Here is a 13162-nt window from a genome sequence, read left to right as displayed (position 1 = left end):
AATTGTCCACTGCCCACTGCCAACTGTTCACTGTTAATTGTTCATTGCTAATTGCTAATTGCTAACTGTTCACTGCCCACTGCCCACTGCCTACTGTTAACTGTTCATTGCTCATTGTTTATTGCTAATTGCTAATTGTTCATTGTCTACAATTTATTGATATACCTCAGTTCGAACAGTTCGGGGTTTACCGTTTTCAGCGACTTCTTATAGTAGAAATCGATGATTTCGTTTTCGAGGTAGTATTCCAGTTTTTCCTGGTTTTCGGTTTTTTCATAAAGCTCAAAGGATTTTAGGGCCTGTTTTTTCTTGAACTCCAGTAAAAAGCCTATTCCTTTCGCTATCTTTTCCTTGGAGGTAAAGGCGGCGAACTGGGTTTCCATCCACCTATGTCCTACCAATTTTCGCAAACGGGTCTCCCGCTCTTTTAGGAGGGCTTCGTACTCCGGCACCAGGGTTTTGTCCTTTTCCGTATAGTTTTCGGGACCCTTTCCGTTCAGGGGGTGCTCGTCGGCTTCCAGTTTTTTGGCGACGAAGAGTTTTTCCAGGGCCATGTCCACTTTCTTCATGTCGTCTTTGATGGCCATGACCACGTTGTACAGGGCCTCGTCGTAAATGGTTTTAAAATCGTCGAAGGCGTAGAGCTCCTCAAGAAAAATAAGGGCCTGCTCCTTGTATTTTTCCTCCCGCTTTTGCTCTTTGACGGTGGCCAAAAGGATTTTGAGCTCGTCTTTCTTGAATTGGGGGATGTCGGCGAACTGCGGACTCTCGTACACGTTGGTCAGCTGCTCGTTCAGTTGGGGTATCGTGCCGCTGTACGATACATTGCGGTAGCGGAAGCTCAACGTGCTTTCCCTGTTGCGGGGGTCGCGTTCGTTGGGACTGCGCCTATGGGAATCAAGGTCGAGCTTAAAGTTGTCAAAGGCATAGCTGTAGCCGAAGGTAATGGTCAGGTCGCGCCCCGTATTGAGTTCCGAATTCCTGAAAAGCATCAGAAAATTAAGGCTGAGGTTGTGTTTTTTGTACAGCGTATAGTTACTGCCCAACCTAAAGTTAAGGATGTTGTTCTGCTGTTCCCCGTTGGCGTAGCTCGTATTGTACGAACTTGAAAAGTTGGTGCGCAGTTGCTTGTCGAAAAACTGCTTGCCGATGGATAGGGTGGGGCCAAGGGTCATGTTGTCGTCCTCGGCCACGGTATTGTACGAAACGTTGGCGGCCAAGGAGATGTTGAGGGCCTGTTTGGGGTAGCCCAGGGTATAGCCCGCCATACCGTTGTAGAAGGAGTTTTCCCCGCCTTCTATGGTTTCGCCTTCCTGTTGGTTGGTGCTGTTTTGATAGACCAGGTTAAGGTTGGTGCTGTGCTGTTTGGTCTCTGTTTTTTTGAGGATGTAGTTGATGCCCAAGTTGGCATTTTGTGAAATCTGGCGATAGTTCAGCGTGTCTATATTGTCGTAGGCCCCTACTTGGTTGATGTAATCGAACTGGTCGCGAATGTTGGTGTAGGACTGAAAGTTGCTGTAGGATGCATTGAAGCCCAAACGGTCGGAGGCCGTGTAATTGGCGTTGATGGCACTTACGATGCGCTGTTGGTCCGATGATTTGGCCTTGTTCAGGTTATCGCGCTGCAGGCCGGCGTTTACGCTGAGGTTGAGTTTGTTGTCGAAAACCGACTGGCTCGCGTTTACCGTGATGTTTTCGAGGTCGTTGTTGAAATAATAGGCACCCAGGGTCTTGTACTCGGGGTCGATGCGTTCATACCCTAGTCCCAAGGTTCCGTTGCCCGCGGGGTAGTCTAACGATGCGTTCAGGGCCTTGTAGTATTGGGTGCTTATGTTTTCTTTTAGAAGGAAGGACAGCAGCCCGGGAGACGAAGGGGCTTCGGTCGGCCTCGTGTCCTCGGTAACGCCCGATATGGCGTATTCTATGTGTATACTGGCCTTTTCGAAAAGCCGGAATTCCGATTCGAAGGAGAGCACGGCATTGTCTTTGGGTGAGAGTCCGAGCTCCACGGGAAACGGATTTTCCAATGAGTTCTCTTCGTCATGGGCCTTAAAGAGAATGAGTCCCAGTTTCATAAAATCGAAATCATAGGCGGTCTTTATGCCATAGCCCATGCGTTTGTAGGCGGTAAGGGCCTCGGGGTGTTCCTCGTTGTATTCGGTGGCCTTTAAAAAGTGGCCGTACATGGCGCTTATTTGAAATTTCCCTTCCGGATTCAGGTCAAAACCGCCGCCCGTAAATTGGTGACCGGCGAGGGTGTAGGGCGAAAAGGTCATGCTTACGTCGCCGATATGTGCGGTAGCCCATTTGTAGGATGGATGCAGGCTCAAGCGATTAAAGTTAAAGGGGTTGGGAAAATTGAACTCTTGGTTCGAATAGGTAAACGATAGCGGAACGTTGTACACCCCGGCAATGTTGAAGTTTAAGCTTCCGGTGAGGTAATAGGTGAGCTCCTGTCGGTTGGCGGTACCGTCGTAATAGACGGCATTGGCCGACACACCGCCGTTGTATCTGAGCCATTTCTCCTTGCCCAATTGGTCAAAGTTGATACTTTGGGAAAAACCAAGTGTACAACACATAAGAAGGGGAACTAATAATCGGTACAATGATTCGTATTCTTAACTAGTTAAATTTAAGTTAAAAAGCGAAAAATACTACAAAAATTTCGATGAAATGTAATGAATCTTAGATTTTTTTAAATGAAGTTATTGTGTTTGTAATGAGTGAAGTACGTGTTATATATTGTGAATATTGGCGTTGTAAGGACTACAAGAAAATTAATATTTGTGTAGGAAGTTTTATTTTGTTGTAAGTATTTAATACGCGTGGTTTTCACTCCCGGGCCGACTTGCTTGACCGTGTGGCCAGTACCGAAGACAATTCCAAATGCATACCTGCGAACTGGCCCTAAGGCCGGGAACATTCCCCGCCCTTCGAAGCCTTGCGCCGAGCCTGCCGAAGTGGGGGGTATTGTCTGTTGCGGGCACGAGCGTGAGGGAACTATTATAAATTTATATTTTTTGAATTGATGATTTCCGCAATATGTTTGAATAGTGTGCTTATCTTGGCTCTAATATTTTCCCCGCGTAATTTATTGAATTCAATAGCCTTAGAAATTAATGGATGCTTTTTACCCATATCATTAGTTAGACTATAGGTTACCATAAAGTTCTCGTCAATTTTGTAGTTCTTCCAAAAAGGGATCCAAAAGCAAACACTGAGTTCTCTTTTTTCTTTTTTCCAGATAAATTCTATATGGTCGTCTTGACTTCTTGCATCACCAAACCCACATTTTGAAAAATTAAACCCAAGTTCTGAAAATGAATCATCTTCCTTTTCGATTAAGTCTTGAAAAGAATGAAGAATTTCGTCTTTATTTCTATTATAGTCTTTTAGATAGCCCATTGATATTATTAAAAGTATTAATCACAAGCGGGGACAGTGTTTTAGCTGTGACGCCTGCGCTGCCGAAGGCCAATTTTTCCTATTGCTAATTTTTCACCGCAGGGATGCACTCTTTCATAAAAATTAAATCTTAAAATCAGAGTTCAAGTAATTAATTGATTTAGCATAAGCAATAAATTCATCTACTTCTTTTTTTAGCAAGCAATAGACAATGGGTTGATTTTTTTTGATTTCTATTAATTTAGTTAGAACTATTGAAAAAAATTCCCCACCAGTTCCACCACTCAATTGACCTTCATGAATATCCTCCTTGATTCCTTTATATCCAGAAGCTTCAAGTTTTCGATATATATCTTTTAATGCGTTATGCCAGTTCATAAAAATTACTTTTTAAATCTTACCATATTAAATGATTCTAATTTCATCCCATTGGAAGGGACTACTACATAGCTCCTCCTAAATTATCTCAAAAATCAGGAGCCTCTCTGGTTATTATGGGAACACCATATCAGACTATTGTTTAGTTTTAAAAGCGTTGTATAGTTGACGGCAACAATAGATGCCCAACAACAATAGGACTCCTTTGGCGATAATACTGCCAAACTCATGATTTAAAAGAAACTTATATATAACAACAATCCATTTTCCATGAGGAGGGCGGTTTTCATCAACGGAAAAGGTGTCATAGCTGGCAAGCAAATACACTATTAACATTATTGCTATAGAGTAAGCTATGATCGGTTCTATATCTCTTTTCGGTCTCATGCCTAGGCAATTATTTAGCTTTTATGACTTTGTAAATTTTAAAGCAGCAAACGATACCCAATAGCGAAAGGACTATTTGGCCTACCATGCGCCCGGCTGTATCATTTAAAAGAAATTTAGAGACTATGTGTATCAATTGTGCCTTCCATGATGAAGGGTAGTCTTCATCTATGTGAAACGAGCCGTAATTCAGAAGAAGATACCCGATTAAAATTATGGCAATAGAGTAAGTTATTATGGGTTCTATGTTTCTTTTGGATTTCATGTTTTTAGTCATAAGGCCATTTTAGACAGGCTCTTAGCCTTGTATTCCTTAGCGCTGATTTTTTTGGAACTAACGACCAATTCGGGCCATACATTTTAAACGTACAGGGTTGCAATGTTGATATACTAGTATTAAATATGAAAAACCTTGATGAGGACATTACAAAAACTCCCCTTCTTTTTTTATAAACTTTATTTTTTCTGTTTTGAACGGGAACCGAGCTAGGGGTTTGCGCTCTTCCCAAATTTCTTCCAATTCTTCCTCATTGACTTCAATACTGGCATCATCATTTCGGTAAGGAAACCCAAAATAATCGTAGGCATCAAAGTCAAGGTTGTTCAATTTTAATCGTACTTTATAATCATTTTTCAATGCCTCATTTTGAAATAATTCAAAGGTGAAATCTTTGTATTTTGCTTTTGTACGAACAAAATAACCTGATTGTATGTCGGTCTTATCGATTTTTTTATAATAAGGGAAACCAGCCTCATAGGCTTTAAACCCTAGTTTTTGACTCTTAATATCCTTGGATACTATTCTCCATTCTTTTCTGGAGATTAAATAACAATCCATTTCTTTGTAAACTACATATGAGCCAAATCTATACTTCATTTTTAATTGATTATTGTTATGAAGGTTTTAGAATCATATATATCGACTATCCGACCTCTTAAGATTTCCGATTCATCGTTTAAAATTTCCCACAGTTCTGCACCCTTATCCATTTCAATGTTTTTAGGCAAATGCCATTCGGGAGCACCCAATACGCCATTTTTTCCTGCACTAAACCCCTGCAGGGAATAGTGTTTTGTTTTCCTTTTATTAAGCCATATCTTCATCATCCTCCGGGATCAAAGGGTCGGGCAAGGGTTTGTCGATGTTGTAGTAAACCCTAGAGGGTATGTCGACTTCCCCATTCTTATAGAAGGTTCCTTTTAGGGCATCACCGTTTAAGAGTATTTCCCCTTTAAAGATCAATTCAATATCTTCTCCGTAATAGTAATTCCATTTCATTTCTATTAGGTTGTTATCCAATAAGGAATACTTTCCAATCGAAACCGGGTCGTTGCCTTTTTCTATACTTTTATTTAAATTATTTAATTGTACTAGTCTTTTTTCTTTTGGAGTATTGCCAAATACTTCTAAAGGATTTTGTTTGTTATAATCAGCGACAAAGTTCATTACCGAGAAATTATCATATATATATAAATAGATATCCAATACAGATTTTGTCAATCCTCCTTGTACATCATTCTCCGTGTATGATTCGAAAGGTTTAATCGTCCTAAATTCTTTTGCGGTAATGTTCATTTGTATCAATATTTCCATTTAGTAATCCAATCCATTTTACTTAAATCCACCTTATAAAGATTTAATTGTGAGCATCATCTGCTAGTGCCGGTGTCACGTTTGTGCGGTTAAAAATTTGTTGCAAACCCATATTCGTTTTGCTTTTATAGCCTACTGGGTATTATCGCTGTAGTGGGTACCGCCGTGATACTTCGGCAAGCTTGGTTCAAATGTTCGCGCTAGCGGGAGTAAGTCCTAAAATCTACCGGAAACTCTGATTAAATTGCCAAATTGCCCTGTTTCGGGGTCAAACTCCCTTGTTTCTGTATTTTCCCATGCAAAATGGATATCTACTACCATCTTTTTTTCGTTTTCTTTTTTATACCACCAAATATTTTCAAAACTTCCTTCTTTATCTACCCCAAAAGGGTTATCGGTGTTTTTTACGGCTTGATCTGAAATTAATTCTGGGACCTTGACCACTTGTTTTTCTTCCCCATTGGCGTAAAATACCACAAGGTTGTTCGGATGTGGATGGTATTGCGAGTTTCTATCGAACAAAACGACCATGTATTTCATGTCAGGGGAGGGATATGCCAAGATTCTTTTCTCTTTCTCCATCAATTTTATTTCCAAAAGATCTTTTTCTACGGTTTGATACTTCCATGAAATACCATGGTTATAATTTCTTAGAACACTACTCTCAACTTTATTAACATTAATGGATTCAATATATAAACCTAAATCTAAATTTACTTCATGTATTAAATCCCGATAAATAAGGGATAGATTTTTTATTCTCATTTGATTATTTTTTTTCTATTAAGTTTAAATAATCTGTGAAATTATCAATACTCCAATCGTTTATAAACTCATATTGATGCCCGCCTCCTGGATAGTTGATTTCTCTCCCCTGCTGGCACAAGCGTCACGCTTATGCCCATTCAACCTAGTATTAAGCGGTCGCATTTTCATAGCATACCTAGTGTTAAACCTTCACTGTCAATTTTGAGAACTGTTTGATCTTCCGCATAGTTTCTTGCACTGCTGTATTTCCAATCAATGGCATTTGTTACGAACCCTGCTTCTACCGGGTTGTTGTGTATATAATCGATCTTCTGTTTTATGACTTTGTTACTCCATAGCTCAATAGGTTTGTTGTTATGTTGCCAGAATTGCCTTTTGGTTATATTCCTTTTCTTTTTGGCTGCGCTTTCCATCATCCGTAATATCCATTCCTTTTTCCGCTCGACAGTAACCGACCGCATTTTCCAATATCGAGAAATAGGCCTGTCTGGTAAACACATCGATCCAATATACGGTGGCGAAGCTTACGAAGTAGGCTGCGGTAGGGTTATTGAATTTGTGTTTTCTGCTCATTACTATCTTACTTTTAATTGTTTAGTGCTTGGCTCAGGATCTTCTTACTCTGACCTGCACGAGCGTCACGCTCGTGCAGGCGGGGTTTCTGATTACTACCATTGACCACTTTATCAAGGCTGCTAAAATTAATTTGATGTAAAAAGCCAAGCTGTTACACTTAACTCGGCTTATTCTTCAATTTGGTTATCTCATCAGTCATTTCGTTGCTCCATAATTTAGGAGCAGAGGAGTCATTTTTATAGGTTTCTAATAGCGCTTGAGAATAGTCCAAAATCAATTCCTTAAAAACTGCTTCTTTTAAAACAGTTTCTCCATAAACTTCATGAGATATTGTAATCTCACCCTCTTTAATACCTCCTACCTCTGATAATTCTTCTAAATCTTCCCAATCCAAATCTTTGTAAAATCTCAGAGATGAGACATGTGTGTAGTAACTTTTAGAACTACTAAAAGAGTCTAAAAATTTTGGGTAGTTAAATACGCCGATACTTGATAAAAAATACCTTAAGGGATCGTTCTTGGGTTCAAAATCTATGGTGACCATTAGGTCAGTCATATCAAACCGCTTATTTTCTATCAACCAATTCATTTAAAACTAACTATAAAAAGTAAAAAGTATCTACTTTTCCATCTTTCAAATAACCCTCTATTTCAAAACCATCTTTTGTAACACCTCTAAATTGTCCATCAATCAAATCTCCATTCTTCTTAGCTGCATCAGAGATTATTTTAAATTCATTTTTTGCTTAGTATTGTTCAAACTAAATTGATTAAAAGCTAACGACTTTCCATTGTACTATATACTTCTCCCGTATTGGCGTCAATCCTTTTTTTGAACTCCCCAACATAAGCGTGTTCATCCCCCAATTAGTAGGACAGGTTTTCTACAAATCTAGATTCAAATTTGAGCCATCACCTGCTGGCGCCGGTGTCACGTTTGTGCCCATGCTGGTGTTAAACCTTCACTGTCGTTTTTGAGAACCGTTTGATCTTCCGCATAGTTTCTTGCTCGGCTGTATTTTCGATCGCTTAATTCAAATGTTTGACCTCCCTTTTTTTCGTTGCTTGAATTTTTGATTGTTGTAGTTGGTAGTACCATGCTTATATGGGAGCCATTTCCCCTTGCCCAATTAATCAAAGTGGATACTATCGGAAAAACCAGGTGTGCAAAACATAAGAAGGAAAACCAATAATCGATACAATAATTTGTATGCTAGAGCATGTTAAATATACTTTTAACAAAGAAAAATACTACAAATTTTTCGACGAAATACTGTGTTTTCAACGATTTTTGGCTAGGGCTTATTGTGTTTGTAATCAGGTGCGTATAGTTGGTGAATCAAAAATATGGAATTGGTAAGGACGACGGGTCAAATAAGCTGCATGTAGGAGTGTTCGGGTTTTTTATAGGTATCGAAAACGCACGATTTTCCACTCCCGGGCTCCCGATGTATAGGTGTGCAGTTCTTTAAAACCGATAGCATAATGGGCTTGCAAAGAGCGGGTGTTGCCCGCGTCGATCTCGGTGATAATACTGCTGAAATCCCTTTTGGTCTTGGCCTGCATGGTTTCGTACAATTTTCTGAAAACGCCCTGCTTGCGAAAGGCCTTGTCGATGCAGACCTGGCCCATAACGATATAGTTTTCCACGGGGGGAAGAATGCCTTCGATCTCGTCGAACATGGGTTTTAAGACCTCGATGGCATCCGAAAACCTAGGGTGCATACAGAGGGTATAGCCGATGACCGCATGCTCCGATTTAGCAATGATATGGGGGCAGGTATCGTTCATCGCCTTTAAGGTGTCGAAGGTATGCGCTACGGTTACAAAGCCTTCTTTTTCCTTTTCGAGGGACGACACCTTAGAGGCCAGGTTTCTTTCCTGAAGGGCGAGGATCTGCTTCAGTTCGTCATCGGTCGATGCCGTGGTATAGCGTATCACCGCGCTTGGATTTTAAGCCAGTCGTTTCTTTGGCGCAATTGTTTTTTTGACGGCTTGCCGCCTTCCTTCTCCATTAACAAAAGCCGGTAATCGGGATTTGCCCCAAGAACTACCGTACAACGCTTTTCTACCCCAAAACGCTCGAAGGCGATCTTAAGGGTGTCGCCGACCTTCTGTTTTTCGATGTAGGCGCCGAACTGTTGTCCATCGGGAAAACCGCTACCGTTGATGTCGGTAATGATATCGCCTTTGTCGAGTCCGGCTTCATAGGCCGGTGTACCGATCTTGGGGTTCGACCGGATCTCTCCTTGGCCATCGCCATTTAAGGATACGGCGGCCCCAAAATAAGGCACTTGCGGATTTTGCTTCAACCCTACCCCCACAAGGCTTAACAGTGTTGGGTAATCGGGCATTTCGCTCTTGTAAATGTACTTGCCGAAGAACACCTCGGCAAAATCGCTTCCGGCATATTCGGCCAGTGTCTGCTGAAGGTCCTCTATAGTGTACGGTTTTTCGGTTTTTCCGTATTTCTTCCAAACGAGTTTCATAAAATCGTCGAGGTTCAGTTTTTCCTTGCGAAGCGATAAATCCAAGGCCAGACCAAGAACACTTCCGTACGAATAATAGGAAATAAAGGTGTTTTCGCGGTTAACGGGGTCTACCGAAGTGGCCGCATCCACAAAGGGGGCTTGGTAGCTCATCTCGATAGGATTAAAAAATCGGCGTGCCGGGGAGTTCCATACATAGTTGAAGGTGCCTGAAATGCCTTCCACATATTTTTCCGGGGAGATAATGCCTGCCCTGCACAGGATCAGGTTGGTGTAATAACTGGTAAAACCTTCGGCAAACCATAGGGCCCCGCTCATATTGGCTTCCTCGAAATTAAAGGGTTCCAACGATTTCGGGCGGATGCGCTCCACGTTCCACGCATGGAAGAATTCGTGGGAAACGGTACCGATATTGGCTTGCATTCCTCCTTCCGAAAGGCTACGGGTACTGGTCAAAACCGTCGAGTTGCGGTGTTCCATACCGTCACCGGAAGCATTGGGGATATAGCAGGCCAAAAAGGTATAGGTGCCGTAGTCGAAACCGGGCAGTTCGCCATAGACCTCTTTTTCCGCAAGCACTACCTTTTTAACCTGTTCAAAATAGGCGTCGAGTTCCTCGTCCGTGCCGTTGTGGTGCAGTACAAATCGTATGTTCTGCTGCTTTCCGTTATGGTCTACTTTAAATTCACGAACGGCATGGTCGCTTATCTCCGTTGGGCTATCCATAAAATAATAGAGGTCGGGGGCGGAATAGGTAGTGCCCGAAACTAGGGGCAATTGTGTGGCTACCTTCCAGTTTAAATCTTCCCGAACCTTAAAATCCACTTCAATTTTTCGATCGCTCAGTTCGGGGGCATACATGAACGTGGCGGGTATGTTCAAATGGGCATGGGTTTCGTCTACTTGCGAATAGGTTCCTCCCCCGCGATTGGCAAATAGGGTATAGCTAATGGTGATGGAGCCGTCGTGGCCCACCACTTGCCATTGATAGGGGTCGGGGCGTAAAACCTCAAGGGCCTTCCCCTTGCTGTCCCATGCCTTAAAATGGTATACGTTTTTTGCAAATTCGTGCAAGGCGTAGCGTCCGGGTGAAGTGCGGCTCATACGAAAAGCGACCGTGTCCGTTTTCAATTCTGGAAAAATGCCTTTTACGACCGCTTCGTGGTGTACGGCATTCCCAAAAGAAATTTCGTAACGGTTGGTTTGGGCATAAAGAATGCTGGCGGTAATGTACAGAAGGAAGGATAAAGGGAATTTCATTAAATCAGGGTTGTGGATGTTCAATAGGTTAAAGGTATAATATTCGTCAAAAAAACGGTAGAATAAGGCAAGGAATAGAAAGGACCTTGATCCGGATGCCCGCCGTGGTTTTTCTATTCGTTCAAAGATGCTACATTTGGGTTATGGTAGACCTGCCCGAAAAATTAGCGAAAAAGCTAAGCGATAGAAATGCTGTCAATGCCTTAAGGAGCTTGCCCGCATCCCATGGTTTGGTCGATTTTTCGTCCAATGATTATTTGGGACTTTCACGGTGCCAATCGGTTTCCGCCGAAGCCTTGCGTCTTATGGAAGGGCATAAGGTCTTGCAAAACGGGGCAACAGGTTCGCGTTTGCTTTCGGGAAACCACCCTCTTTATCAGGCTTTGGAAACTGAGCTGTGTCAATTTCACCAAACCGGGGCGGCCTTGGTCTTTAACTCGGGTTACGACGCCAATATCGGTTTTTTTAGTTCGGTGCCCCAACGGGGCGATATCGTTTTTTATGATGAGTACATTCATGCGAGTATTCGCGACGGTATTCGTATGGGCCATGCCAAGAGTTATAAATTTAAACATAACGACCTGGAAGACCTGAAGAACAGATGCCGGATGGAGCGGAGTCGAAATCTCGCCGACACCGAAATATACGTGGTGACGGAATCGGTTTTTTCCATGGATGGGGATGCCCCCGATTTAGAAGATTTAGCGGCCATATGCAAAGCCCAAAATTGCCATTTGGTGGTCGACGAGGCCCATGCCCTTGGGGTCTTTGGAAGCCATGGGGAGGGCTTGGTGCAGGCCTTGGGCCTGCAGGACAGCGTATTTGCCCGCCTAGTTACCTTTGGGAAAGGTGTGGGCTGCCATGGCGCCGCGATTTTGGGCAGCGAGGGCCTAAAGTCGTACTTGGCGAATTTTGCCCGTAGTTTTATCTATACGACAGGGCTTCCGCCCCATTCGATAGCTTCCGTACTATCGGCCTATGGCCATTTGAGGGCGCCTGTCGATGGGTTGGAAAAACTGAGGCATAACATTTCCCATTTCAACCATAAACTAAGCGATTTGGGCCTGAAGGAACAATTCATCATCAGCGATTCGGCCATTCACTGTTGTTTGGTTCCTGGTAACCACAAGGCCCGGAACATGGCCAAGGCCATTCAAGATAAGGGCTTCGATGTTCGCGCGATCCTTTCGCCCACCGTTCCGGAAGGGCAAGAGCGCTTGCGCATTTGCCTGCATGGTTTTAATACCGAAAAAGAGATCGATAATCTACTGGAAGAAGTGGCCAGCCTATTGTAATATGAAAGAGAAGTTTTATACCATTGCCTCCTTTGAATATCCTTCCGACGTTCAAATACTGAAAGGAAAATTGGAGTCCGAGGGCATTCCTGTTTTTCTCAGGGATGAGCATACCCTAAATTCCGACCCGCTCATCAGCAATGCCATTGGCGGGGTGAAATTGCAGGTGTACACCGAGGATAAGGAGCGCGCCCTGGCCGTTTACAACGAAATTAGGGCCTATGCCATAGACGATGAGGGCAACCTGATTGTTTGCCCCAATTGCAAGGCCCAAAAGTCGGAGGTTTATTATAAACGACAGGGACTTTTGAATAAACTTTTCCCGTTTTTTGAGAAAAGAAAATACAAATGCCTAAATTGTGGCATGATCACAAACCAAGATTAGTATGTCACAATTTTTCGTAACAGGAATTTCTACGGGAGTAGGAAAAACAATTGCTTCGGCCGTTATCGCGGAAGCTCTGCAAGCAGATTATTGGAAACCCGTTCAAGCGGGCGATTTGGAGAATAGCGATAGCCACAAGGTAAAATCGCTCATTTCCAACGATAAAACGGTAATACACAAGAGCAGTTACGAATTGAGTGAACCTATGAGTCCGCACGCCGCGGCGGAAATAGACGGCATCCATATCGATCGTCAAAAAATCGAGGAGCCCGAGACCGATAACCACTTGGTCATCGAGGGTTGCGGGGGCATTTTGGTACCTTTCAACGATACCGATACCGTACTCGATATTATCATGCCTACCTACAAAGTAGTGGTGGTTTCGCGCCATTACCTGGGCAGTATCAACCATTCGCTCTTGACCATTAATTGGTTGACCCAAAAGGGCTACGACGTTTCGGTGCTTTTTAGTGGCGACGCCAATCCGCATACCGAAAACATTATCCTTCACAAAACCGGGGTTTCCTTGATCGGTCGCATAGATGAGGAGCCTGTTTTTGACAAGGCCGTCGTTAAAAGATACGCCGATAAGTTCGCTTCTATATTAAAAACGCTCTAGGTGTAG

The 13162-nt window shown here is 42.8% G+C and carries 13 protein-coding genes and 1 pseudogene; 3 read left to right on the top strand and 11 right to left on the bottom strand.

Annotation, left to right across the window (positions count from 1 at the left end; translation table 11 throughout):
- Positions 1-146: 146 nt before the first annotated feature.
- From BUB37_RS00715 to BUB37_RS00655, 11 genes and pseudogenes are all read right to left on the bottom strand, one after another.
- Positions 147-2579 (bottom strand): TonB-dependent receptor, encoded by a 2433-nt coding sequence (locus tag BUB37_RS00715; RefSeq protein ID WP_072986884.1) that lies wholly within the window; start codon positions 2577-2579, stop codon positions 147-149.
- 424 nt (positions 2580-3003) lie between these two features.
- Positions 3004-3405: a hypothetical protein gene (locus BUB37_RS00710; RefSeq protein ID WP_072986882.1), complete on the bottom strand. Its 402-nt coding sequence runs from the start codon at positions 3403-3405 to the stop codon at positions 3004-3006.
- Between the two features lie 123 nt (positions 3406-3528).
- On the bottom strand, positions 3529-3783 hold the full coding sequence (locus BUB37_RS00705; RefSeq protein ID WP_072986867.1) for a hypothetical protein: 255 nt from the start codon (positions 3781-3783) through the stop codon (positions 3529-3531).
- Between the two features lie 811 nt (positions 3784-4594).
- Positions 4595-5047, bottom strand: a complete 453-nt coding sequence (locus BUB37_RS00690; RefSeq protein WP_139278051.1) for a hypothetical protein — start codon at positions 5045-5047, stop codon at positions 4595-4597.
- 2 nt (positions 5048-5049) lie between these two features.
- The gene (locus BUB37_RS00685) at positions 5050-5277 is read right to left on the bottom strand and encodes a hypothetical protein (protein WP_139278050.1); all 228 of its coding nucleotides are present in this window, start codon (positions 5275-5277) and stop codon (positions 5050-5052) included.
- Positions 5258-5746, bottom strand: a complete 489-nt coding sequence (locus BUB37_RS00680; protein WP_139278049.1) for a hypothetical protein — start codon at positions 5744-5746, stop codon at positions 5258-5260. Before BUB37_RS00680 ends, BUB37_RS00685 begins: the two co-directional genes overlap by 20 nt.
- A 234-nt stretch (positions 5747-5980) precedes the next feature.
- Entirely contained in the window at positions 5981-6529 is a 549-nt protein-coding gene (locus BUB37_RS00675; RefSeq protein ID WP_139278048.1) for a hypothetical protein, read from the bottom strand.
- Between the two features lie 167 nt (positions 6530-6696).
- A pseudogene (locus BUB37_RS00670) lies at positions 6697-7105 on the bottom strand (transposase).
- Positions 7106-7265: 160 nt separating this feature from the next.
- Positions 7266-7688, bottom strand: coding sequence for a hypothetical protein (locus BUB37_RS00665; protein WP_139278047.1), 423 nt, complete (start codon positions 7686-7688; stop codon positions 7266-7268).
- Between the two features lie 824 nt (positions 7689-8512).
- A complete protein-coding gene (locus tag BUB37_RS00660; RefSeq protein ID WP_072986838.1) occupies positions 8513-9049 on the bottom strand; it encodes a GNAT family N-acetyltransferase in 537 nt (178 codons plus the stop codon).
- Positions 9046-10857 carry a M61 family metallopeptidase gene (locus BUB37_RS00655; RefSeq protein WP_072986832.1) on the bottom strand — a complete coding sequence of 604 codons (1812 nt, stop codon included), beginning with the start codon at positions 10855-10857 and terminating at the stop codon, positions 9046-9048. The genes BUB37_RS00660 and BUB37_RS00655 overlap by 4 nt, the downstream gene beginning before the upstream one ends.
- Positions 10858-11000: 143 nt before the next feature.
- Here BUB37_RS00655 and BUB37_RS00650 point away from each other — a divergent pair, with 143 nt between their 5' ends.
- From BUB37_RS00650 to bioD, 3 genes are read left to right on the top strand one after another with little or no spacing between them, the layout of a single operon-like run.
- Positions 11001-12152 carry an aminotransferase class I/II-fold pyridoxal phosphate-dependent enzyme gene (locus BUB37_RS00650; RefSeq protein WP_072986829.1) on the top strand — a complete coding sequence of 384 codons (1152 nt, stop codon included), beginning with the start codon at positions 11001-11003 and terminating at the stop codon, positions 12150-12152.
- 1 nt (position 12153) lies between these two features.
- Entirely contained in the window at positions 12154-12537 is a 384-nt protein-coding gene (locus BUB37_RS00645; RefSeq protein WP_072986827.1) for a putative signal transducing protein, read from the top strand.
- 1 nt (position 12538) lies between these two features.
- Positions 12539-13156 carry a dethiobiotin synthase gene (bioD, locus tag BUB37_RS00640; RefSeq protein ID WP_072986824.1) on the top strand — a complete coding sequence of 206 codons (618 nt, stop codon included), beginning with the start codon at positions 12539-12541 and terminating at the stop codon, positions 13154-13156.
- The last annotated feature ends 6 nt before the right edge of the window (positions 13157-13162 follow it).

It is taken from the genome of Pseudozobellia thermophila (genome assembly GCF_900141855.1).
Lineage (GTDB): Bacteria > Bacteroidota > Bacteroidia > Flavobacteriales > Flavobacteriaceae > Pseudozobellia > Pseudozobellia thermophila.
This window is presented reverse-complemented; position numbering and strand designations above follow the sequence as displayed.